Source organism: Streptococcus oralis subsp. dentisani, from assembly GCF_003944205.1.
GTDB classification, from domain to species: domain Bacteria; phylum Bacillota; class Bacilli; order Lactobacillales; family Streptococcaceae; genus Streptococcus; species Streptococcus oralis_BH.
In genome coordinates this window covers 176,629-198,961 of the sequence record NZ_RJPH01000001.1, presented here as the reverse complement: position 1 = coordinate 198,961, position 22,333 = coordinate 176,629, and the positions used below count along the sequence as shown (strand labels likewise).

The 22,333-nt window shown below is 40.5% G+C and carries 22 protein-coding genes, 1 pseudogene and 1 other annotated feature; of the genes and pseudogenes, 1 reads left to right on the top strand and 22 read right to left on the bottom strand.

The genetic code is table 11. The annotated features are described in order from the left end of the window. Positions 1–32: 32 nt before the first annotated feature. The 22 genes and pseudogenes from D8805_RS00965 to D8805_RS00855 all read right to left on the bottom strand — a co-directional run bounded on the left by D8805_RS00965 (position 33) and on the right by D8805_RS00855 (position 20,997). Positions 33–2,576 carry a M1 family metallopeptidase gene (locus D8805_RS00965; RefSeq protein WP_125415120.1) on the bottom strand — a complete coding sequence of 848 codons (2,544 nt, stop codon included), beginning with the start codon at positions 2,574–2,576 and terminating at the stop codon, positions 33–35. Between the two features lie 121 nt (positions 2,577–2,697). Further along, positions 2,698–3,138: an ASCH domain-containing protein gene (locus D8805_RS00960; RefSeq protein WP_093584975.1), complete on the bottom strand. Its 441-nt coding sequence runs from the start codon at positions 3,136–3,138 to the stop codon at positions 2,698–2,700. After that, positions 3,135–3,983: a putative PEP-binding protein gene (locus D8805_RS00955; RefSeq protein WP_125415119.1), complete on the bottom strand. Its 849-nt coding sequence runs from the start codon at positions 3,981–3,983 to the stop codon at positions 3,135–3,137. The genes D8805_RS00960 and D8805_RS00955 overlap by 4 nt, the downstream gene beginning before the upstream one ends. A 41-nt stretch (positions 3,984–4,024) precedes the next feature. Further along, positions 4,025–4,754, bottom strand: a pseudogene (locus D8805_RS00950) (GNAT family N-acetyltransferase). A gap of 7 nt (positions 4,755–4,761) precedes the next feature. After that, positions 4,762–5,241: an NUDIX hydrolase gene (locus tag D8805_RS00945; RefSeq protein WP_093584972.1), complete on the bottom strand. Its 480-nt coding sequence runs from the start codon at positions 5,239–5,241 to the stop codon at positions 4,762–4,764. Between the two features lie 9 nt (positions 5,242–5,250). Further along, positions 5,251–5,949 carry a 3-oxoacyl-ACP reductase gene (locus D8805_RS00940; RefSeq protein WP_093584969.1) on the bottom strand — a complete coding sequence of 233 codons (699 nt, stop codon included), beginning with the start codon at positions 5,947–5,949 and terminating at the stop codon, positions 5,251–5,253. Further along, positions 5,942–6,178, bottom strand: coding sequence for a DUF2829 domain-containing protein (locus D8805_RS00935; RefSeq protein WP_045591612.1), 237 nt, complete (start codon positions 6,176–6,178; stop codon positions 5,942–5,944). The genes D8805_RS00940 and D8805_RS00935 overlap by 8 nt, the downstream gene beginning before the upstream one ends. A 99-nt stretch (positions 6,179–6,277) precedes the next feature. Further along, positions 6,278–7,204, bottom strand: coding sequence for an aldo/keto reductase (locus D8805_RS00930; RefSeq protein WP_093584966.1), 927 nt, complete (start codon positions 7,202–7,204; stop codon positions 6,278–6,280). A 98-nt stretch (positions 7,205–7,302) separates the two neighbouring features. Next, entirely contained in the window at positions 7,303–8,346 is a 1,044-nt protein-coding gene (locus tag D8805_RS00925) for a DNA/RNA non-specific endonuclease (RefSeq protein ID WP_093584962.1), read from the bottom strand. Between the two features lie 171 nt (positions 8,347–8,517). Further along, complete coding sequence (locus D8805_RS00920; RefSeq protein WP_125415118.1) at positions 8,518–10,527, bottom strand: glucosaminidase domain-containing protein; 2,010 nt, start codon at positions 10,525–10,527, stop codon at positions 8,518–8,520. A 131-nt stretch (positions 10,528–10,658) separates the two neighbouring features. Next, positions 10,659–11,645, bottom strand: coding sequence for a dihydroorotate dehydrogenase (locus tag D8805_RS00915; protein WP_312023347.1), 987 nt, complete (start codon positions 11,643–11,645; stop codon positions 10,659–10,661). Further along, the gene (locus tag D8805_RS00910; RefSeq protein ID WP_125415116.1) at positions 11,608–12,408 is read right to left on the bottom strand and encodes a dihydroorotate dehydrogenase electron transfer subunit; all 801 of its coding nucleotides are present in this window, start codon (positions 12,406–12,408) and stop codon (positions 11,608–11,610) included. The genes D8805_RS00915 and D8805_RS00910 overlap by 38 nt, the downstream gene beginning before the upstream one ends. 246 nt (positions 12,409–12,654) lie before the next feature. After that, positions 12,655–13,035 carry a lactoylglutathione lyase gene (gene gloA, locus D8805_RS00905; protein WP_125415115.1) on the bottom strand — a complete coding sequence of 127 codons (381 nt, stop codon included), beginning with the start codon at positions 13,033–13,035 and terminating at the stop codon, positions 12,655–12,657. A gap of 58 nt (positions 13,036–13,093) precedes the next feature. Next, positions 13,094–13,453, bottom strand: coding sequence for a 50S ribosomal protein L20 (gene rplT, locus D8805_RS00900; RefSeq protein ID WP_000124830.1), 360 nt, complete (start codon positions 13,451–13,453; stop codon positions 13,094–13,096). Between the two features lie 51 nt (positions 13,454–13,504). Then, the gene (rpmI, locus tag D8805_RS00895) at positions 13,505–13,705 is read right to left on the bottom strand and encodes a 50S ribosomal protein L35 (protein WP_001125942.1); all 201 of its coding nucleotides are present in this window, start codon (positions 13,703–13,705) and stop codon (positions 13,505–13,507) included. Between the two features lie 32 nt (positions 13,706–13,737). Then, positions 13,738–14,268 (bottom strand): translation initiation factor IF-3, encoded by a 531-nt coding sequence (gene infC / locus D8805_RS00890; RefSeq protein ID WP_007521573.1) that lies wholly within the window; start codon positions 14,266–14,268, stop codon positions 13,738–13,740. 15 nt (positions 14,269–14,283) lie between these two features. Continuing rightward, positions 14,284–14,415: a sequence feature (ribosomal protein L20 leader region), on the bottom strand. 156 nt (positions 14,416–14,571) lie between these two features. Further along, positions 14,572–15,756, bottom strand: coding sequence for a hypothetical protein (locus tag D8805_RS00885; RefSeq protein WP_125415114.1), 1,185 nt, complete (start codon positions 15,754–15,756; stop codon positions 14,572–14,574). Further along, positions 15,753–16,346, bottom strand: a complete 594-nt coding sequence (locus D8805_RS00880) for an ATP-binding cassette domain-containing protein (RefSeq protein WP_125415113.1) — start codon at positions 16,344–16,346, stop codon at positions 15,753–15,755. Before D8805_RS00880 ends, D8805_RS00885 begins: the two co-directional genes overlap by 4 nt. Before the next feature lie 405 nt (positions 16,347–16,751). Beyond that, the gene (locus tag D8805_RS00870) at positions 16,752–18,992 is read right to left on the bottom strand and encodes a DNA internalization-related competence protein ComEC/Rec2 (protein ID WP_125415112.1); all 2,241 of its coding nucleotides are present in this window, start codon (positions 18,990–18,992) and stop codon (positions 16,752–16,754) included. Then, positions 18,976–19,623, bottom strand: a complete 648-nt coding sequence (locus D8805_RS00865) for a helix-hairpin-helix domain-containing protein (RefSeq protein ID WP_000452007.1) — start codon at positions 19,621–19,623, stop codon at positions 18,976–18,978. The genes D8805_RS00870 and D8805_RS00865 overlap by 17 nt, the downstream gene beginning before the upstream one ends. Positions 19,624–19,689: 66 nt before the next feature. After that, the gene (locus tag D8805_RS00860) at positions 19,690–20,259 is read right to left on the bottom strand and encodes a GNAT family N-acetyltransferase (protein WP_125415111.1); all 570 of its coding nucleotides are present in this window, start codon (positions 20,257–20,259) and stop codon (positions 19,690–19,692) included. A gap of 117 nt (positions 20,260–20,376) precedes the next feature. Continuing rightward, positions 20,377–20,997, bottom strand: a complete 621-nt coding sequence (locus tag D8805_RS00855; RefSeq protein ID WP_125415110.1) for a hypothetical protein — start codon at positions 20,995–20,997, stop codon at positions 20,377–20,379. Between the two features lie 182 nt (positions 20,998–21,179). Here D8805_RS00855 and ald point away from each other — a divergent pair, with 182 nt between their 5' ends. Then, the gene (gene ald, locus D8805_RS00850) at positions 21,180–22,292 is read left to right on the top strand and encodes an alanine dehydrogenase (RefSeq protein ID WP_125415109.1); all 1,113 of its coding nucleotides are present in this window, start codon (positions 21,180–21,182) and stop codon (positions 22,290–22,292) included. Positions 22,293–22,333 lie beyond the last annotated feature (41 nt).

The window sequence follows — 22,333 nt, the reverse complement described above, 5'->3', positions numbered from 1 at the left end:
AAAGTTGAGTTTTTATTTATATTTCGAATGAATTAAGCTTTGGCATATTGAGCTACAACAGTTTCTACTGCTGCTTTCTCACGCTTAATCAAGTCAACACGCGCTGCGATATCCTTGATCCCCATACGAATGTTTCGGCTAAGAGCAAGGTCCGAGAGTTGTGGTTCAAAGAATTCCTTGTACTCAGCCAAGCGTTGATCTGTTTTAAAGATATGCGATGGGAAGATGACAAAGCTGTCAAAGCTCATGTCACCACCAAGGGCTGCCTTGATCCAATCCCAGTTTTCTCGCGCCCAGACCCAAACAGTTTCTTGAGTAGCCTTGTGTCCGAGGAATTGAAGGTACCATGAAGAAAGGTCTTGTGGTTTGACCACAAATTTATCCTTCCATGAACGAATCAAGGTTTGGATATTATCAGCATCTGTGCTGTAGGCAAGAGCAGCTGCCAACTGGCGTTTGAAGACAGCATCTGTGGCATGAGTGTAGAGGTCCAGATAAGTTGCGACCAAGTCCTTGGTCTCATGGTGTTTCATTTCATTGATGAGAACTTGTGCACGGATGGCTGCTGGAAGTCCTGCAAGATTTTCCTTGTGAGCTGCAAAGATTTGGCTAGCGACTTGACTAGCTCCTGCATCATTGGAGCGAATCATCATGGAAATGGTCAATTGACGAACCAATTCATCCTCATCTGATTCACCATCTTTGGCTTCAAAACCAAGACGGTCATAATTGTGACGAGCCAATTTAGCAACGAGTGTATTAAAGGCTTTCTCAGTTTCTGTTCCTTCATCAATAAAGCGCTCAAGGGCAGAAATCACTTGAGAAACAGCTGAAACAACAAGGTAAGACTCTTCCTTAGCTAGTTTATCAAGGACTGGAAGCAAGGCTGCATAAGAAATGTGTCCTGCCTCAGCCAACAAACGACGTTCTTGAACAATTTGCAGTTTGCTTGTGTTATCAAGTGTTTCTAACTCAGCAAGAACAGCTTCTAACAAGTCTCCTTGATAGTCGGTAATATAGTGGGCAGTATTTTCAGTGTTGAGACGAAGAGCTCCTTTATTTTCAGCAAGAAGAGCTGCGTAGCCAGGGATTTCGATACTTTCAGTTTCGAGTGTATCTGGTAGACCTTTCCAGTTGCTGTTGAGTGGCACAACCCAGAGACGATTCTTGTCTTCATGCTCACCGATGAAGAATTGTTTTTGTGAAATCTTCAAGACGTCATTTTCAACTTTGACAGTGAGAACTGGATAGCCAGGCTGTTCCAACCAAGAGTCCATGAAGGCTGCAACATCACGCCCTGATGCTTGTCCAAGGGCATTCCATAGGTCACGACCAATGGTATTTCCATATTGGTGCTTTTCAAAGTAGGCATGCAAGCCTTTGGCAAAATCAGCATCGCCGAGCCAACGACGAAGCATGTGCATGAGACGGCTTCCTTTGGCATAGACGATAGCGCCATCAAAGAGCGTATTGATTTCATCTGGGTGTTTGACTTCGACGTGAACAGACTGCACACCATCCGTCGCATCGCGTTTAAGCGCAGCTGGAACCCCACCTGTTTGGAAGTCTTCAAAGATATTCCAAGTTGGCTCGATGGCATCGACACAGACGTATTCCATCATGTTAGCGAAGCTTTCATTAAGCCAGAGGTCATCCCACCATTTCATAGTCACGAGGTTCCCAAACCATTGATGGGCAAGTTCGTGAGCGATAACAAGGGCAACTTGCTGACGGCTAGCAAAGGTTGAGTTCTCATCCACAACCAAGTAAACTTCACGGTAAGTGACAAGACCCCAGTTTTCCATAGCACCTGCTGAGAAGTCAGGAAGGGCGATATGGAGAGATTGAGGAATTGGGTACTTAACTCCGTAGTAATCTTCGTAAAATTCGATTGAGCGAACGGCGATGTCTAGTGAGAAATCAAGGTTAGATAGTGGGTGAGCTTTCGTTGAGTAGACACCTACAAGAGTACCGTTTTTAGTTTTAGCGGTCACCCCTTGCAAATCACCAGCTACAAAGGCTAACAAGTAGGAAGACATACGAGGTGTTGTCTCAAACTTCCAGATACCTGTTTCCCGGTTTTCAACATCAATTTCAGGCATGTTTGACAAGGCCAACTCACCTTCTGCCTGATCAAAACGAAGAGCGAGATCAAAGGTTGCTTTGGCTTCTGGCTCATCTACACACGGAAAGGCTTCACGCGCAAAATGGCTCTCAAACTGAGTAGACAAGACTTCCTTCTTGACACCATCTACTGTGTAGTAAGAAGGGTAAATCCCTGTCATGTTGTCTGTGATTTTTCCTGAAAAAGCAATGACTAATTCAACTTGACCAGCCTCAGCTAATTCGATATGAAGTGCTTCATTGTCATGATCAACTGTAAATGGACGAGCCCGACCCGCGACTTCTACAGAAGTGATTTCCAAGTCTTTTTGGTGAAGGGAAATACGGTCACTCTGTGCTTGACCAGTAATGGTCACCTTACCAGAAAACGTTTTGGTCTCACGACTCAAGTCTAAAAATAAATCATAGTGTTCAGGAACAAATTGCGTAATAAAATGTTCAACTGCTTGCATAGTTTTCTCCTATTCTAAGTTTAAGAGTTTTACTCTTCTTCAAACAAACTTATTATATCATGTTTTGCTTAAGAAAAAAGGATTGGACGGTGATTTCCAAAACTTTCTTCCTCCTAGCGGTCTACAGTGGGTAGACCTTGCGAAATTCTTCTAAAACAACCTTGCTGTCAGGTGTAAAAGTCAGTCCAGCCTCCCTCAACCACTCAGTGAAAAATTCCTCATGAACCTGACGCCAATAGGCCAGAGATTTGTCTCCTTCCCCTTCCTTATAGGCATGGTTGGCTGACACTTGATGAAAAGGCTGAACGGAAACCTTTGTAATTTCGATAATACAGACAGCCCGATCTTGGCTATCTAAAATGATGTCAAAGGTCCCTTCTTGTGGTAGAGATTCGCCTTCTAATGCGTAGAGATCGTAGGCTGAGGCGGTTGCTGTCTTTTCGCCTTTTAAAACCAAATCTGCCAAGAGATCGGCATCTACTCCAAAAGCCCAGGCATCTATCTCATCGCCGATAGAGGGGTTGATTTGCTTGTATGCTTTCCACATTTCTTGCGGTGTCATAGGTTACTCCTTTGTAATTTTTTACTTACTTCTTTTACACGTTTGAGGTGGTCTGGATGGTCAATCTCTAAATTAAAAATCTCTGGAATAGAACTGTAGTGGATAATGCACTTGATACCCAACTGATTCATTTTTTCTATGAAAGAAGCATTCAGATAGCCTGCTACAGCAAAGTCAATCTTTTTTATCCTTGCTTTATTCTGCATATCTCTTAGCATATCTAACATTATTGGACTTTCCACATCATGCCATTGACTGTTTCTCACAGTTGCAAAAACAAAAGAAGTCAAATCATTCATTCCAACTATAATCTTTGAAATACCAGTTTCCATTATCCTGTCCAAGTCAAAATAAGCTGACGGTAATTCAACCATTGTGCCGATTTTCCCAGTAAAACCATGCTCACGCAATACTGTAATAGCTTGCTTTAACTGCTCAGCATCATTCACAAAAGGAAAAATAACAGACAGATTGGGATTGGTTTGATAAACTTTTGTAACGACACGTGCCTCAGCCTGAAATTCATTCGGACACGCCAATAAACGCCTAGTTCCTCTATATCCAAATAAGGGATGATTTTCATCAAAATACTCTTTAGTCCCCTTTAGATAATTAGCTTCTGTATTCGTTAATTCTGAAAAACGATACCAGACCTCCTCATCTGAGTATAGGGAACAGATAGTATCTAGATAATCTTTTATAAATTGCTGACAACTTGGTAACAGGATGTTTTGGTTAAGCTCTCTCAACAAGTATTCCCCACGAATCATACCGACGTGGTGCAATAACTGAGGATAAACTTTTTTAATAATTTTTTCTCCACTAAGAGCCAGTTGGTTTTGCATGTCCATTCACCTCGTCTTAAAAGATACAATATCAGATATTATTATATAAAACTTTCTTCCAGTTCAAAAGCTTCATAAGGTTCAACTAACTCATATCCTAAAAATTCTGCTACTTTTTTGGAAGCCTCGTTATGAGCATCCCAAAGAGGAAACATATCTCTATTTAAACTCTCTAGAATCATTGCAGCACCAAGCTTTTTAGCAAAGCCATTTCCTTGTTCGTTTGGTCTAGTTGCAACTTCCACTTCAACTGCTCCACGGTAAACTAACCCTGAGGAAATCCCAGCAATCAGTTCATTATTTTTAAGAACCACAAAGCCAAATCCACCTTTTAAAGCAAAATCCTGATAGGACTCAAAATCTCCCTTTAAATCTTGTGACCATTCTTCCTCAGAAAAGCAGGTATAAATATGATTATCAATAGGCACAATATTGTAACCTTCCTCTAAATGACTAACTAGATCATTTAGAAATTCAACTTGAAAATTTGTCTTATCTTTAAAAGAATAGCGAGTAAAAGAATTTAGCCCCACTTTCCGATGCAGAAAATCTTGCCAATTGGTATTTTCTGAAATAATAATCTTATAATCTAAACCATATTTTCTAACAAAAATCTTCCCAAAATCTGGAATCCAACTTCCCTGCTAGGTATAGAAAATTCCCAACATCATAAAAACTTGTTGTCCTATCACTGTTTCGGTAGACAGTTCCGATTTGGGATTTAAGACCATAGAGAACCATATTTTTCTTCCATGTTTTAAATAGTTCCATTATCCCCCTACTTCACCTTCCAATTTCTATAGCTTGTCATATCTAATTCTGGAAATCCTAGTAACTCTGCCTTAACCTGCAACACTAAAGGAGAAGCATTATCGGCAGTAATTTCTTCCAAATTCAACCAAAGTGCATTTGCTGAATCATTACTTCCATCAAGAACTTCATGAGGAAGTGATTTTTGATAGCGTTCGAAATCAAGTACTATATCATAAAATGCCATGATATGGTGTACTGCAAAGTCTTGCCCATCTTCTTGAACCAGCACATCATAAATCCTAGGATTAGCGTAACCTTTAAGCTTATATCCTGTCTCTTCCAGAACTTCTCTCTTAAGGGTTTCTGTCAGCCCTTCACCTACTTCCTGGCTACCACCAGGTAGATCAAAACGATGTCGATAAGGACCTCTCGTTTTCTCAATGCAGAGTAACTTCCCATTTTCAAAGCAAACGCCATAAACACCAAAGTGATTTTTGATTTCCATCAGATTCCCCTACTTCAAACTCCAGCCACCATCCACTGTCAGGATTTGTCCTTGCATGGCAGATGCCTGACCGCTAGCCAAGAAAAGGCTAACTTGAGCAATCTCACTTGGTTCAATCCAACGCTTGATAGGCGTTTCACTAGCTACCCAGTCCGCCAATCCACCTAGTTCAAAGTCTGCAGCAGTCATACCTGTCTTGACTGCTCCGGGAGAAATCCCAAAGACCTGAATCCCAGCTTCTGCATAGTCTAGAGCCAACTGCTTGGTAAAGCCAGCCAAGGCATGCTTAGAGGAAGTATAGGCGTGACCACCTCCACCAGCTAGACTTGAGGCAATCGAACACATATTGATGATGATTCCCTTTTTACTTTCCAGCATTTGCGTCAAATAATGTCGTGTCATCTCAACTGGAGTCACATAGTTGATTTCAAAGATTTCTTGAATTTCCTGCGCTGTCTGTTCCAAAAGTGGTTTGTAAGCATCCAAAACTCCAGCAGTATTGCACAAAACATCCACCTGAGGGCACCAGTCAAAAATTGGCTCCAAGTCAAGAGTTAAATCTCTCTGTAAAAAGTGGAAATCACCATCTAAAACTGGATTTTCTCCTTGATCCACACCATAAACTTGATAACCCTTCTCTAAAAAGAGGCGAGCTTGAGCTAGACCAATTCCTGAACTCACTCCCGTGATCAATACACGTCTAGTCATGCACTTCTACCCAATCCGTCGCCAAAACATCACATGGTGTCGGGCTCCACATGGAAAAACCTTCTCCTTCTCCAAACACGTTGATTAGGAAATAAGGTGTCACTTCAAGGGCAACCCCGTTTTGCTCGATAGTGTCAAAAAGTTGGACATAGTTTTCAGCACCTCCCCAACCAGTACGTACGTATTTTTTCTTAGCCTTTAATCCAGGCAGGATCTCTTCAAATGTCATGTTTTTCTCCTTTAATATCAATAATTCTCCCCTTCATTATAACAAAAAAACCGCTTTACAACGGCTTTTTGACTGTGATTTATTTAAATCTGCTTCTACTTACGGCAAATTATTCCCTGCTGCAAGATAAATTTCATACCATTCTTTTCTTGTTAAGCTAAAGTTTGCCGCTTGGCTAACTTCTCTCAAATGCTTAGGATTTGTTGTACCTACGACTGCCTGCATTTTTGCTGGATAACGCAATATCCAAGAAATGGCAATAGTTGAAGGGGTTACTCCATATTTAAAAGCTAGACGATCAAGTACTTGATTCAAAGCTTGAAATTTCTCATTACCAACAAAGTTCCCTTTAAAATACCCGAATTGTAAGACAGACCATGCTTGAATGACCACATCGTGTAATTTGCAATATTCAAAAACGCTGCCATCTCGCATAGTTGCTTGACTATCTTCCATATTAACATGAAAACCTGATTCGAATCCTGGAGTAAAAGCCGCACTCAATTGTAGTTGATTAACAGCTAACGGCTGCTTGACATCTTTTTTAAGCAACTCCATCATCATAGGATTTTGATTAGAAACTCCAAAATCTCGGACCTTACCTTGTTTATAAAGAAGATCAAAGGCTTCTGCTACTTGGTCAGATTCCATCAAAGCATCTGGTCGATGAAGAAGCAAGCTATCTAGATGATCAATCTTCAATCTTTGCAAAATTCCGTCAACTGATTTTATAATATAGTCCTTAGAAAAATCAAAATAGGTAAATTCTTCAATGCGAATGCCACATTTGGACTGAATCCACATCTTTTCTCTTAAATCTGAACGATTTTTTAGGACAATACCTAACAGTTCTTCACAACGACCACGACCATAAATATCAGCCAAGTCAAAAGCATTGATTCCAACAGAAAGTGCTGTTTCTACAAGCTCTTCAACTTCTTTTACAGACTTATCTTTTATTCTCATCATTCCGAGAACAATTTCTGATAATTCTTTGTCATCTTGACCAAGAGTTATGTATCTCATCAAGTTTTTCTCCTTTAATGCTAAATTCTTCATTTAATTAATTATAACAAAAAACCGTTTTCCAACGGCTTTTTGACTGTATATCTACTAAATTCTTCCTACCACTGCAATCCCGCTTCTCTAATTTCTTTCTTAGAAGCAAATTTACCATTTGGTCTGTGCCATCTTCCGTTTTTATCTCTAAAGTAGCCACCTGAATTAGTTGATTGCGAGTTTGATTCTTGGCTTTCTTCCTTTTCTTGTGCGGCCTGACGTGCTTTTTCCTGTTCTTCTTCTTTTGCTTTCTTTTCAGCTGCTTCTTTTTCTTCAGCCTCTTTCTTGGCTTTTTCCTCAGCTTCCTTCTTGGCCTTTTCTTCAGCTTCTTTTTTAGCTTTTTCTTCTTTGTTTTCAACTGTATTTTTAGCCGTACCGTCCAAGTAATTGATTTCCGCATTAGCTGAAACATTGTCTAAAACGACATGCGTCACAGAATACTGATCAATCTTTTCCTTACTACCACCCAACTTGATTTCCAAGAGTTTGCCATTTTCATCAATTCCCACATACTGCAATTCAATTTGTCTCGGAATCAATTCATCTTTCTGATAGATTGGGGTCACCTTGTAGTCAAGATAGTAGTTCGGATGATTGGCCAACCAAGAGTCCAATCGATTTTCGTAATAAAGCATGCTTTCTTGATTTGTGTTATCTGTACCATAATATGTACCAGCATTGAGCCAGTTAGTCATAGGAACCAAGTTTTTCTTTTCATCGTTCAATCCGCTAAACTGGTACCCAATCAAATGACCACGATTCATCAACCAAGCCTTTTTAGAGCCATCTCCATAATAAAAATTATAATTGTGCCAACCAACTGGGTTATAACTTATCTTAGGCTCTCTCTTCTCAGTTGGTTCATCGCTGTCCTTGAGTTGAATATGAGCACCCGTCGCGCGTGATTTAGAATCCAATTCCCCAAGTTCTAGTTGCTTTTCATTTTTAAAAGGCAAGAGTCCAGCTTCTTTAAATAACTTTTCATCGAACTTAATTTGCTTCTGTTCAATTTTTTCTTCTGGAACCTTTGATTCTACCTTATGTCCAGAACATGCAACTAGTGTTGTAATCGAAAGCAAGGCAATTGAGAAGGATAGTAACTTTTTCATGAAAGTCTCCTTTGTTTTCATATAGTAATTAGATTAACATCTCCTCTTTCATTCTACTATCATTTTGTTAATTATTCAAGAATAAAGAGGCCGTTATTATACTATTTTTCTTCCAATGTCCAAAACAAAAACGATAACCACTTTTCAGTAGTTACCGTTGATTTCTTTTGATTAGTCTTTCCCACCAAGTTTGCTGTTAATGGTCATCATGATGCTGGCTATTTTCTCACCCCAGTATGGATCAGAAGCATAGCGAACATTCATTCCTGTCGCTTTGTTTCCAAGGTGGTCTCTGCCATAGTCAATGTAATTTTCACGAATCCACTTGGCCGCTCCGAGAATTCCCTTGTCCACATCGTCAAATTTTTTGGCTGAGGCATATGGGCTCGAATCATAAGCCGCAATTCCAAAGAAGTTATTCTTATCCTTGGCAATCTGGCTCCGCCCCCAAGCACTCTCAAGTGCACTATGAGCCATTAGGTAAAGAGCATTTACACCATATCGTTCCTCAGCTTCCTTAAAAACAGCTCCCTTACCAGCGAGGCGACTATCCCGAATATTCATCAAAGAATAAATTTTATCCAATTCAGCTGCGCTGTAATTACTTGGTTTAGTTAAATTTCTAAAGAGGAAGGGATTTTCAATGGTGAAACCATCAAAATGAATTCCATCAGTTGAATAATATTTCTTACCAATAGTCATAGCTGAGCTATGTGGCGCAACACGGAGACTTACATAAGGTGATAACTCATGGTAAAAATACTTGCCATCACTTGTATAATGAGGGACAAATTCACTATCTTTATCAATAGCTACTAAATCACTTTTATTCATGAAGCCGGATAAACCAGAAATATTGACTGGTATTTGACTATCTTTTTTAGATTGGGCATCTCCAAGCGAGACGATGGTTCCCTGTGATACATAACTCAATCTTTCACCAGAAGCACTATAAACATAAGCAGTAATCGGTTTTACTTTGTAATATTTTGCCTCTGATATCCACTTCCCATTATTCTGGAAGGAATACTCTTTACCTTTGATCGTGAAAGTACCTGTTACATATCGACCATCATCTTTTAGATAGTACCAAGCATCGTAATCTTTGTCAAAAATCCATTCATTTTTGGCCATATAACCACCAGATTTAAGGTAGTATGAACCAATCCATTCACGGGAAGCGTAGGCCCCACCTGACTTCAAGTAGAACCAGCTATTGTAGGATTTATCAAAAATCCACTCTTTTTCCGCCATAGCACCACTATCTTTCAGATAGTAGTCACTTTTCCACTGACTACTTGCCATCACGCCATCGCTATTAAAATAATACCATGTCCCTTTGATTTTTTCCCATTTGTTGCGGGAAATTTTTCCTGAAGCTGTAGCATAGTACCACTTGTCAGATATTTTTACCCAATCGTTTTCTGCCATAGCACCACTACCTTGGAAGAGATAGTCATTGTAGACGGTGCGACTAAGCATGACACCATCTTTATCAAAGTAATACCAGACGCCTTCAATCTTTTCCCATTTGTTGTGAGAAATCTTGCCTGAAGCTGTAGCATAGTACCACTTGTCAGATATTTTCACCCAATCGTTTTCCGCCATAGCACCACTACCTTGGAAGAGATAGTCATTGTAGATAGTGCGACTAAGCATGACACCATCTTTATTAAAGTAATACCAGACACCTTCAATTTTTTCCCATTTGTCGCGAGAAATCTTGCCTGAAGCTGTAGCATAGTACCACTTGTCAGATATTTTCACCCAATCATTTTCTGCCATAGCACCGTTACCTTTGATAAGGTAATCATCAACTATAGTATTACTGAGCACAATACCGTTTTTATCAAAGTAATACCAGACACCACCAATTTTTTTCCAGTTTACGACAGGCTGGTTATTTTCATAAAAACGCCAGTTTCCTTGTTCTTTCTGCCAACCTTCCTTGATAACTTCCTCTTTTTTTTCCTTTTTGGAAGGATTTTCCTCTTTTACAGCCGGCTCTTTCTTCACCTCGACTTTAGGAACTTCTTTCTTGGGAGCAGCTTCTTCTTTTTTCTCGACCACATCTGTGGTCTGAGTTTTTTTCGTAACCTGTGATTCTTCAGCATATACAGATGTCTTTGCAAATCCTGCCATAGAAAGAACGACAGTACTTGCAAGTAGTATCTTCTTCATTTTATTCTCCTCAGTAGAAAACGATCTACACTATTGCTATTTTATAAAACCTATTGTAACATAGTTAACTAACGGAAATATTACAAATTGATGAAGATTCTATTTCTTGTTGACGATAAGGAAGACCTAGCTTATCTCAGACTGGCTTTGACTTCCTTACGGAGATCTTCCAAACTGCTAATGCCGTATTTGTCCATGACTTTTGGTAGATGTTCGATGATATCAGGACAGGCATAAGGATTGGTAAAGTTGGCTGTTCCAACTCCGATGGCAGATGCCCCAGCCAGATACATTTCTAGCGCTGCGTCAGCCGAATCCACTCCCCCCATTCCAATGATGGGAAGATCTGTGGTTTGGGCGACTTGTCGGATCAGTTTGAGGGCGACCGGAAAAACTGCTGGGCCCGACATCCCACCCGTTCCATTGGCTAAGATTGGTTTTCTAGTTTTGAGGTCAAAGCGCATTCCAACCAGAGTATTGATCATGGTTAAGCCACTTGCCCCCGCGTCTTCTGCTGCTTTTGCGACAGTAACGATATCCGTCACACTAGGGGTCAGTTTGACATAAACTGGTACATCAGAAGCCTCTACCGCTGCTTTCACTACTTCATAAGCTAGATCAGGATCTTGCCCAATCAAAAGTCCATGATTGCCGTGATCCACATTCGGACAAGAGATATTGAGCTCGATAGCTTTTACATTAGTTGCCTTGGAAATTCCTCGAGAAACGGCCGCATACTCTTGTTTTGAAAAGCCTGCAACATTGGCGATGATGGGAAGCATAGGATACTCTCTTTCCAGCCAAGGCAACTTTTCAGCTAAAACAGCTTCTAAACCCGGATTTTGCAAGCCGATTGCATTGAGCATACCAGCAGGTGTCTCTGCTACCCTGGGAGTTGGATTGCCAAAACGGGGTTCAAGTGTTGTCGCCTTGATCATAATGGAGCCTAAAAGGTCTAAATCATAGTACTTAGCATACTCCTGACCAAAACCAAAACAGCCTGATGCTGGTATGATGGGGTTTTTCAATTCCAAGCCTGGTAGAGAAACTTGTAAACGATTTATAGTCATGACTTTCTCCTTATAATACAACCGTTCCTGTACGGAAGACAGGACCATCTTCACAGACGCGTTGGCTGACCGTCTCACTATCTGGCACTTTTAGAACGCAGGCATAGCAAGCCCCCATCCCGCAAGCCATACGAGATTCCAAAGATAGATAGGCTCTTGGGTGGTTATAAAAGGTCTGATTGATGTACTTCATCATTCCTGGAGCTCCACATGAGTAGACGGCGTCAAACTGATTTTCTAAATCATTGATGACGACTGACACATTTCCCTTGATACCATATGAACCATCATCTGTCGTTACAAAGACCTGACCATATTGGGCCAATTCCGTTTCGAGAATAACAGCATCCTTGTTAGCAAAACCGAGAACTGTTACTACTTTCACACCACGCGCATGCAATTCCTTGGCCACCTCAAGCAAGGGCGGAACACCAATCCCCCCTCCAACGAGGAGAACTTGGCTCTGGTCGTCCAGATCAGCCAAGTCAAAACCGTTTCCCTGAGGTCCCATCACATCAAGTGTATCACCCTGACTTAATGTTGAAAAAATAGCTGTCCCAGCACCTTCAATCCGATAAATGAGCCGACACTGCTTGTTAGCCTTGTCAATAGACGAAATCGAAATAGGGCGACGCAAGAGATGGGCATCATCAGGCACGCGCAGATGGAGAAATTGGCCAGCTCGCATGGCTTCAACCATTTCCCCTTCTAGGACTAATTCAAAGATTGCTGGAGCGATTTCCTCCTGTGCAACCACCTTCATGGTTTCTAAACGAATCGCACCCAAACGCTTCTTACATGTGGGATTCATGATTTTCCTCCTTAAATTTTAAGGGGACCAGATAAAGAAAAAGCCTTGCTAATGCAAGGCCTCAGTTGGGTTAGGCTAGAACTCATGCGCACACTTAAAAAGTCCCCACAGAGTACCCCCTATCCCTTTTATCTGACACCTTGTGAGTCTCTCTGGACTCCCCTTAAAGGTTAAATTTGTATTAGTATACTCTTTCAAAGAAAAAAAGTCAAGTAGAAAACGAACATTCTACTTGACTGAACTGGATTATTTTTCACGAATCACTTCGACCTTGTAGCCATCAGGATCCTTGACAAAGTAATAGTTTGGTGGGGTTCCAGGTAGGCCTTTTGGCTCTGTCACCTCATAGCCTTTCGCGCTATGTTCTTGATGAAGTGCCTCAAGGTCAGGTGTACTGAGGGCGATATGGGCAAAGCCATCACCTACCACGTAAGGACCGTGATCATAGTTATAGGTCAACTCCAACTCGTAGTCATCACCATCAAGTCCTAGATAGACAATGGTGAAGGCATGATCTGGAAAATCTCTGCGACGCAATTCTTTAAATCCAAAAGCATCTTGATAAAACGCGATTGATTTTTCAAGGTTTTCTACTCGCAAGCAAGTGTGTAGCATTTTTGAAGCCATAGCTTTCTCCTTTATTTCTAAAAAGACTGGGACAATCCTGTTCCAGTCTTAAAAGTAATTATTTACCAAGTTTTGCTTTAGCTGCATCTGCAAGAGCTGTGAAAGCTGCTGCATCGTTAACAGCCAAGTCAGCAAGCATTTTACGGTTAACTTCGATTTCAGCCAATTTCAAACCATGCATCAATTGTGAGTATGAAAGTCCGTTCAAACGAGCTGCCGCATTGATACGAGTGATCCACAATTTGCGGAAGTCACGTTTCTTTTGACGACGGTCACGGTATGCATAGTAGTAAGAGTTCATTACTTGTTCTTTTGCAGTACGGAACAAGATGTGTTTAGCTCCATAGTAACCTTTTGCTAATTTAAGAATACGTTTACGACGTTTGCGTGATACAACGCCACCTTTAACACGTGCCATGTTTTATTTCCTCCAAATATTTCCTAGAATTGTTTACTTACTGTTAGGCTATTATTTCAAGCGAGTAAGCATTGCTTTGATACGTTTGAAATCTCCTGAATGCACCATAGATGCTTTACGAAGATGACGACGTTGTTTCTTAGTTTTTCCGTGGAAACGGTGAGAAGTGTAAGCACGGAAACGTTTAAGTCCACCAGAACCTGTACGTTTGAAACGTTTAGCTGATGCGCGGTGTGTTTTTTGTTTTGGCATGATTTTTTCTCCTTTATTTAACTTTCTGACAATTATTTTTTGTCAGTTGCTGGCGCCAACTGCATGAACATTTGGCGTCCATCCATCTTAGCACGTTGTTCGATGATTGCAATATCTTGTGTTGCTTCAGCAAACTCGGCTAAAACTTTTGCACCAATCTCTTTATGGGTGATCATACGCCCTTTAAAGCGAATGGATACCTTAACTTTGTTCCCTTTTTCAAGGAACTTGCGAGCATTGCGAAGTTTCGTTTCGAAATCACCCTTATCGATAACTGGGCTCAAACGAACTTCTTTCACGGTCACAACGCTTTGTTTTTTGCGTTGTTCTTTTTGTTTCTTCTGGTACTCAAATTTGAACTTACCGTAGTCCATAATTTTAGCAACAGGCGGTTTTGCTTGGGGTTGAATCAATACCAAGTCAACATTTGCACTATCAGCCAATGCTTGTGCTTCGCTGAGTGGCTTAATGCCTAGCTGTTCTCCCTCAAGACCGATCAAGCGAACTTCACGTACACGAATTTCATCATTGATGAATAAGTCTTGCTTTGCTATGGTTTTCACCTCTTTTTTATTATTAGAGAAAAACAAGAGCGGGCTCGTAATGATACAAGCCCGCACGTTATGATAGCGTTTCGTAGAAACTTTTCATCCGTAGGGCCAGGCAACTTGATGTCACAAGGCGAGAAGCTCTCACTTCTGCTTTTCTCAACTTTTATATGATACCAAGATTTCTCTCCCTTGTCAAGATAAAAAGTCATTTTTTAAAAAAACTTTCTGTTTTCTTCTTGATGTCCGCATCAAAAAGAGAGAACCAAGTTGATTCCCTCTCTATGTTAGTTTTTACTTATTTTCCCTATAGGAAAGCTAGGATCTATTAAAAAATTCTTTTTTCTGTGAACTTCCCCATCTTTCGATAAATAGAATACCCACTAACAAAAGGATAATCAGGCAAGGAAGTAAGACCATCCCCATGCTCCAATTTAGATTGATATTATCAATTTGCTTAGGTAATCTTCCAGATAAAATCTCTACTGAACGCAAGTAAGTAAAGGGGATCAGATGTGCAATACTCTGAAGAGGCTGGATCGTTTGGATACCAAACAATAAGCCAACAATCCCAATGAGTGAAAGAAAGAGGACAGGCATTTTTTGCTTGAAAAAGTAAGCAATCAAGTAGACGACTTCCACAATAACGATAAAAGCTAAGAAAGTTAAGAGCAAGCTAGGAAATAACACATCCTGTATTTTCCCAATAGTTACTTCTTGATTCGTTAAGCTATAGATCGGGTAGGGATAATCTAACTGTCCAACACCACTTATCAGACTTCCCACTAGAAAAGAAAATCCACAGATTCCGATAAACAGCACGGTTACATAGCTCACCCCAACTCCAAGAGAGGACATGGCAAATGCCACTTTTGAAAAAGGATATAACTGAGCTGTGTCGAGATTATTTTGATATCTTTCTGCGAACAGTTGTGTTAGCATAAAAATAATACCAATCACAAATAAGGTTGGGATGATAGCCTCTAAAATCCAGACAATCTGATCAATCCCGTGGGTCGGAAACTCCAAAGTATGTGCCTTTATGTTCAAGGGATACAGGGCTTGGTAAATCTTCCGTTCGCGGTCAACCCCCATTTTTAATTCAGAGCTAGCAGTCGGGTCATTTGATACAAATTCATAATCCTTCTCTTCATCTTGCCACTGCAAATAGTAGGCTTCTTTCCAGCGCCCTTCTTTTAGTAAAGTTAGAATTTCTGTCTTTCGCGTCAAAAGATTTTTTTGCAAGTCTAAATTATTTTTAGCAAACTGGTATTCCTCCGAGCTGGTATCAGACATTTGGGAGAGTTTCTCTTCATTTTCATTGATAGCCCTCTCGTTGGCTGCAATGCGACTTTCCAACCTGCTCTCCAAGCTGTGTGAGTTTGCAGTCTGACTATTTAAATAAAAGGTAACACCGAGTACAGATGCAAATAAAAGTAAGATAATCCAGTTTAAACGACTTTTGAAAACTTTCTTTAACAAAAATAGGCTAATATCTTTCATAACGGAACCTCTTCTATCTGCCCCTGATGAATGGTTACCATGCTATCGCAAATCTCCACTAACTCCTCTTTGTAGTGGGAACTCAAAAGAACCATCTGTTCTTGTCTATTGATTTGTGCCAGTCTATCAAAAAACTTCTGTCGATAATACTCGTCTAAGCCATTTGTAATCTCATCCATGAGCCAGCATTTCGCCTGACTGAGAAAATACATAGCAATCACCAAGCGTTGCTTCATCCCTAAGGAATACTTGCGGATGGGAAGACTGATATAGTCAGCCATTTCCCAATAGGCGATTTCATCACTCAAGTTCAGGCCTGACTTCCAGATGTTCTTTATGAGACGAAGGTAGTCCATCCCACTTAAGTTTCCATCCAGCCATTCAACACTCTCATAATAAAACAAAGAAGGAGAGGCTGCGATATGTCCACTACTAAGGGGAAGCAGCTTGCTAATAGCTCGGAACAGTGTCGTCTTTCCCGAGCCATTGATAGCAAGAAGGCCATAAATCCTACCCTTTTTAAAGGTGAAATCCGCATCTTGCAAGATGACTTGTCGCGTTTTTAAGGTAACATGAGTAAGAGTTAACATATCCAGCCCTCCTTTTTCTCAATTTTTAACGATTAATAGTTTCCTGTCTAGTAGTTAATGACCTCATAGCGAACATAATGCCAATCGGACCAACTTTATAGTCATTATAGAGTAATAAGCAGACCATCTTGAAATGTTTACACATTTTTATGTCTGTGGTGATTCATACTATACTTCCAAGCGGTATTGTAATCATACCGATAACTTAGTGATTGTCACAGCAGATACGCTGGACTGAAAAAGATCAATAGATAACAAACTGGCTAATAAAACAACTTTTTCTGATTTTTCAAGGTTTTCATTGCCTTTATATCATTACTATTGAAAACACTTTCATTATATCGTTTTTCTCAGTATTATGCAACAGATTTTCAGTTTATTTCACTAATATATAACATTTCCTTCCTAACGAACACTTTCCATTCGCCAACTATTCCATCCTTTAAAGCGAATGGCTCCTTGCTGATCGGTTCGGTAAATCTTACTCTTGATGGATTCCAATCGTGTCAAGGTTTCCTGATGGGGGAGCTTGGCACGACTGTTCTTACCCACTGAAATAAGAGTGATCTCTGGTTTGAGTTTTTCTAGGAAAACTGGATTTGATGAAGTTTTAGCACCATGCTGGCCTGCTTTCAAGACATCCACTTCTATGTCAGGGTATTGCTTTAAAAGTTCTTTCTCTCCCTTCCCTTTCAAGTTTCCAGTAAAGAGAAAGTGCTTATCCAAAAGTTTTCCATGAAGAACCAAGGAATCATCGGCATCAGCTTCTCCAATTTCCCTTGGAGATAATACTTCTAACTGACTGCCAAAAATCGGCAAGTTCTCCCCTGCTGTCACACTGCGTACCTTGATTTTAGTCGCTTGTAGTTCTGCTACAAATTCCTTCTGTGTCAGACTTCCTTTTGATACTAAAATCTCCCCGACATGGAAAGCCTTGGTCACCTCCAGCAAATCTCCAACATGTTCCTTCTCTGTGTTGGTCAAGATCAGCTGGTCAATCTTAGCTACTCCTCGACTTTTAAGATAAGGAATCAAGGTTTTCTGGGCATTGCTAGTAGTTACCTTCTTCTGCCAAGATTCGATTTTCTTATCAGATTCTGCCTTGCCTCCCACATCTATGAGGATGGTTTTACCAGTCACATCCCGTAGAAAAATACTTTCCCCCTGCCCTACATCCAGCATAGTGATTTCATTTTCCAGTGGATATTTGGTCAAGAAAAAGAGCCCCACGATAAAGAGACTAAACCCTGCTAGTCTTTTGATATTTTTTCTCATATCATAGACCAAGGCTAATGAAACTAAGAGAAGAATCAATAGCCATGCATTGGGTTGTCCAAAGACCAAAGGCCTGCTTGCCATCTGCGAAACCAAGCGAATGATGCCCTCCAACCATTCAAAGATAAGGTTAAATTGAACGGCAGGATAGACAAAAGAAAAGGCAAACAAGATAGATAAGAGTGGTAAGAAAATCAAGTCAAAAAGAAAGGGAAAGACAAAGGTCAAAAGGATAGACCAAGGCTGAAATTCTGCAAAATAGAAAGATAGAATGGGCAATATTCCTAAGGAAATGACTAGACTTTCTCTGGCAACAGCCTTGAGCCCCTCCCCTTCTTTACTTGTCATAGTCAAGATAAAAGCGTAGGCACAGGACAAGACACCTCCTGCCGTCAGGAAAAAGTTGGGCATGATGATAAAGAGGACAAGAACCGTCAAGGCGAAATTATCCAGGCCCTTAACACCATGTTGGGCTAGTAACTTTTGCAAGAGACTACGAATGACCGAAGTCGAGAATCCTGTCAGACCTGCATAGATAAGGGAAAAAGGATAAGTTAGCCACTTCAACTTTTCTTGAGTCAAGCCCAATCGTAATAGGAGTTTCTTAAAGGCATCCATGAAAAAGCCCACCTGCATACCAGACAAGGCAAAGAGATGGATAATCCCTAGACTAGAATAAAGCTCATTCATCTCCTCAAAGTCCGTATCCAGATGTCCTAGCAAAAGCCCCGTCATGTAGTTCCGCATAGGATCTGGAAAGTGCGTCTTGATCCAAACTACAGCCTTTCGACGTAAACTGGACAGATTTTCTCCTATATCCCAACTGCGAACCTGTTTAAGTGACTTGATTCTCTTGATAGTTAGTGTCTGGTAAATCCCCTGAGTCTTCAGATAGGCTTGGTAGTCAAATCCACCAAAATTTCTCTGGCCTTCTGGCTCGGACAGTTTTCCTTCTAGTTCTATCTCATAAATATCTGTCAAGGCCTGAAATTGCTCTTTCTCCTCCTCGGACTGGAGTTTATAGTAGACTTGGAAAGTACGGCCGTCGGCCTTGCCCCTAAAGGACAGACTATCTCCATTGACCTTGATGGTATCTGGCAAAATTCGTACCCTCTCAACAGAATCCGCTAGGTTTTGACTAGCTTGACTCTGCTGCCAAGCTTGAAACAGAAACCAAAAGCCAAAGGCTCCACAAATCGCTAAAACTTTGCCTGCAGATTTCCAAGGAAATTGATGAAAGAGACAGAGCAGCAAAAAAACAAAGCCTAGTAAAGCAAGATAAGATACTGAGAAAATGGCATAGTAAAGCCAAAGTAATAGAAAACCCAGATAGATTAAGGGGATAGGAAGACTCTTAATCCACTGTAACATAGTCTTTTAACTTTTCTATGGTCTTTGCGCCAATACCAGAGACCTTCTTGAGTTCGTCTACAGACTTGAACTTACCATTTGCCTCACGATGGTCGATAATATCCTGGGCTCGTTTACCTCCCAGTCCTTTGACCTGCTTGAGCTCTTCCAGACTAGCTTTGTTTAGGTTGACCTTCTTTTCTTTACTTGTCGAAGGAGTCGTTCCAGAGGCAGTCTGCTGACTAGCTTCTTCTCCCTTTGTAGGAACGTAAACCAGAGCCTCATCACTGATTTTCTGAGCTAGATTGAGCGACTTGCTATCTGCTTCCTCTGTCAATCCACCTGCCTTTTGAACAGCATCATGGACCCGACTCCCTACTGGCAAATCATAGATCCCCGGCGATTTAACAGCACCTTTGACATCTACTGTGATCAGATCTTGTTCAGGAGATTCTTCCTTTTCTTCCTTCTTCACTTCTTTTTCAGACGATGAATCCTTTGAAACGGCTGCAACTTCAGCCGGCAAATTTGTTTCTTTCACAGATGTTTGTGAACTTGGCTTTAGCAGGAAAAAACCGCCTAAGGCCAAACCCAAACCTGCACAGATGACAATGATTTTATATTCTTTGATTTTCTCGATAATGACTTCCATATTTTCTCCTCTCTTAAGTTATTCGCAAGAGAAAGAAAAAAACAGCTGAAAAATCTTTTCAACTGCTTATTTATTTGCAAAATAGTCTTCCTTGGTCAAGACATAATGAACTCTTGTGACGATTCGACTTTTTTCATGTTGATCCATACAAGCATATGGTTCTGCATGGGAAAAGCGCATGCCTGATTTCTGCATGACCTTGCCAGATGCAGGATTTTCCTTATCGTGAAGGGCGGTCAACTTGTTCATTCCAATCTTCTCAAAAGCCAGCTCAATCACAGCTCGATTGGCTTCCGTCGTCAATCCTTGATTCCAATAGTCTTTATTGATAATATAGCCGATTGCAGCCTTTTTAAGGACAGGGTCGACCTTGTGTAGGTCAATGGTTCCAATAAATTTTCCATTGCTTTTTAGTTCAATCCCCCAGCGTCCCAAGGGATTAGCCAAGTAGAACTGAGCAATGTTATTCTTGGTTTCTTCCAAGCTTTGATTGGTTGGAAAAGTGTAGCGTGTATTTTCTCTGTCTGAGGCATACTCAAACATAGCTTCCGCATCATCCAAGGTTACAGGTCGGAGCAACAAACGCTCTGTCTCCACTATTGGATACTGGGCTAGTTTTAAAAAGATTGATTCCATATTATCTCCTTTCGTTTCAAAACTGAATCCCTCTTAATCTCTAAATTTTCAACTACAAGAGGCTCTGCTATATTCTCCGTATTCTTACAACATCTAAGGATTTTAGCTTATCTAGATTTATTTCGTTTTTCCAAATAAATCTTTAGTAATTAAGGACAATCTCCCAAAACCTATAAAACCAGTGTTCCTATCGTCAAAGTGACCTTCACGGAATAAAACAATTCCACCACTACTAACCACATTCTCAATATACTCGCTATTTTCAGCTATTATCTTTGAAAAACCTGGCTGTAAAAAAGTTGTAACTTTAAGTCCCTCTGGCAACAATAATAAATGAGCTGTTAGTTTTTCTATCAAGATTGAAGCAATACCTGGAACAGATTCTCTATCTAATATTTGAATTCCACCAAAAAATTTTACTTTATTATTCTTCGTGATCATAATCTCATCAGAATAAATTGCATTCCTAACCTCTAGGTGTTGCTTTTTTAGCAATTTCCAAAGTTTATAATATTGGATTATCCTACTATTATCATTAAAGCAATCATCCCCTAATACTAAGTATAGATTAAAATTATTTTTAGTTGAATAGTCATATAATTGCGAAAGCAAATACTGTAAATACTCCTCCCTTCTTCTATAATCACCAATAATCTCCCAACGTCTTACATGAATCTTTTGTACTGACATAAAGTTTAGGGAAGAAGTATCAGCATTGACTTCTGTATGGATTATCATAAAACTTTCTCCTATCCTAACTTATGTATTTTCCTACTAGCTTAGCAAAAAAAGCTCATCAAAGCAAAAGTTTTTCTTGATTTTCGAAACAGTTTTATATAAAATAAAAACATCACGATAATCGGGTTTCTCTGTGATGTTTGATTTTAAAGACCCGAATTTAGAAAATGGAGTAAACCTATATGTTAATCGGAATCCCAAAAGAAATTAAGAACAATGAAAACCGTGTTGCCCTCACTCCTGCTGGCGTCCATAGTTTAGTCAGCCGTGGACATCGTGTTCTCATCGAAACAAATGCTGGTCTCGGTTCAGGATTTACTGATGCAGACTATCAAAAGCAAGGAGCTGAGATTGTCGCTACTGCTGCTGAAGCCTGGGCTGTCGAATTAGTCGTGAAAGTAAAAGAACCACTAGCTTCTGAATACGGTTATTTGTGCGACGACCTTCTCCTCTTCACCTACTTGCACATGGCCGCTGCGCCAGAATTAGCAGATGCTATGTTAGCAGCCAAAACAACAGGAATTGCCTATGAAACTGTTCGTGACAATCAAGGACAACTACCGCTCCTCGTTCCTATGAGTGAGGTTGCAGGTCGTATGGCTGTTCAAATCGGAGCCCACTTCCTTACTAAGCAAGCTGGTGGTTCTGGTGTCCTACTAGGTGGTGTACCAGGCGTTCCAAAAGGAAAAGTAACCATCATCGGTGGTGGTGTCGTCGGTACACATGCTGCCCGCATCGCCCTTGGTCTTGGTGCTCAAGTGACTATTTTAGATATCAGTGCTAAGCGTCTCTCAGTTCTAGAAGAAGTCTTTGGAAATCAAATTCAAACTCTTATGTCTAATTCTTTCAATATTGAAGCAAGTGTGAGAGATGCTGATGTGGTGATTGGTGCAGTTCTCATTCCTGGTGCCAAAGCACCGAAATTGGTGACAGATGAGATGGTCAAACAAATGCGTCCAGGATCTGTCATCGTTGACGTTGCTGTTGACCAAGGTGGTGTTATCGAGACAGCTGACCGTGTGACAACACACGATGAACCTGTCTATGAAAAGCACGGTGTTCTCCACTATGCCGTTGCCAATATCCCTGGTGCGGTTGCCCGTACTTCGACCATTGCCCTAACCAACGTCACTCTTCCTTACATCGAAGCCTTAGCAGGAAAAGGTTTTAAGAAGGCAATCTCTGAAGATGAAGGCTTACGTCAAGGTGTGACCACTTATCAAGGTTACTTAACTAGCCTACCAGTTGCCCAAGGGCTAGATAAGGATCACACTTTGATTGATGAACTTGTCTAAAAACATTAACTAATTAACACAGATACGATAAAGAGCAGTTC

What these genes read in the sequence shown, in the direction of transcription:
- D8805_RS00965 (WP_125415120.1), bottom strand. Translation starts at nt 2,576, where the DNA reads ATGCAAGCAGTTGAACATTTTATTACGCAATTTGTTCCTGAACACTAT.
- D8805_RS00960 (WP_093584975.1), bottom strand. Translation starts at nt 3,138, where the DNA reads ATGACACCGCAAGAAATGTGGAAAGCATACAAGCAAATCAACCCCTCT.
- D8805_RS00955 (WP_125415119.1), bottom strand. Translation starts at nt 3,983, where the DNA reads ATGCAAAACCAACTGGCTCTTAGTGGAGAAAAAATTATTAAAAAAGTT.
- D8805_RS00945 (WP_093584972.1), bottom strand. Translation starts at nt 5,241, where the DNA reads ATGGAAATCAAAAATCACTTTGGTGTTTATGGCGTTTGCTTTGAAAAT.
- D8805_RS00940 (WP_093584969.1), bottom strand. Translation starts at nt 5,949, where the DNA reads ATGACTAGACGTGTATTGATCACGGGAGTGAGTTCAGGAATTGGTCTA.
- D8805_RS00935 (WP_045591612.1), bottom strand. Translation starts at nt 6,178, where the DNA reads ATGACATTTGAAGAGATCCTGCCTGGATTAAAGGCTAAGAAAAAATAC.
- D8805_RS00930 (WP_093584966.1), bottom strand. Translation starts at nt 7,204, where the DNA reads ATGAGATACATAACTCTTGGTCAAGATGACAAAGAATTATCAGAAATT.
- D8805_RS00925 (WP_093584962.1), bottom strand. Translation starts at nt 8,346, where the DNA reads ATGAAAAAGTTACTATCCTTCTCAATTGCCTTGCTTTCGATTACAACA.
- D8805_RS00920 (WP_125415118.1), bottom strand. Translation starts at nt 10,527, where the DNA reads ATGAAGAAGATACTACTTGCAAGTACTGTCGTTCTTTCTATGGCAGGA.
- D8805_RS00915 (WP_312023347.1), bottom strand. Translation starts at nt 11,645, where the DNA reads ATGGTCCTGTCTTCCGTACAGGAACGGTTGTATTATAAGGAGAAAGTC.
- D8805_RS00910 (WP_125415116.1), bottom strand. Translation starts at nt 12,408, where the DNA reads ATGAATCCCACATGTAAGAAGCGTTTGGGTGCGATTCGTTTAGAAACC.
- gloA (WP_125415115.1), bottom strand. Translation starts at nt 13,035, where the DNA reads ATGGCTTCAAAAATGCTACACACTTGCTTGCGAGTAGAAAACCTTGAA.
- rplT (WP_000124830.1), bottom strand. Translation starts at nt 13,453, where the DNA reads ATGGCACGTGTTAAAGGTGGCGTTGTATCACGCAAACGTCGTAAACGT.
- rpmI (WP_001125942.1), bottom strand. Translation starts at nt 13,705, where the DNA reads ATGCCAAAACAAAAAACACACCGCGCATCAGCTAAACGTTTCAAACGT.
- D8805_RS00885 (WP_125415114.1), bottom strand. Translation starts at nt 15,756, where the DNA reads ATGAAAGATATTAGCCTATTTTTGTTAAAGAAAGTTTTCAAAAGTCGT.
- D8805_RS00880 (WP_125415113.1), bottom strand. Translation starts at nt 16,346, where the DNA reads ATGTTAACTCTTACTCATGTTACCTTAAAAACGCGACAAGTCATCTTG.
- D8805_RS00870 (WP_125415112.1), bottom strand. Translation starts at nt 18,992, where the DNA reads ATGTTACAGTGGATTAAGAGTCTTCCTATCCCCTTAATCTATCTGGGT.
- D8805_RS00865 (WP_000452007.1), bottom strand. Translation starts at nt 19,623, where the DNA reads ATGGAAGTCATTATCGAGAAAATCAAAGAATATAAAATCATTGTCATC.
- D8805_RS00860 (WP_125415111.1), bottom strand. Translation starts at nt 20,259, where the DNA reads ATGGAATCAATCTTTTTAAAACTAGCCCAGTATCCAATAGTGGAGACA.
- D8805_RS00855 (WP_125415110.1), bottom strand. Translation starts at nt 20,997, where the DNA reads ATGATAATCCATACAGAAGTCAATGCTGATACTTCTTCCCTAAACTTT.
- ald (WP_125415109.1), top strand. Translation starts at nt 21,180, where the DNA reads ATGTTAATCGGAATCCCAAAAGAAATTAAGAACAATGAAAACCGTGTT.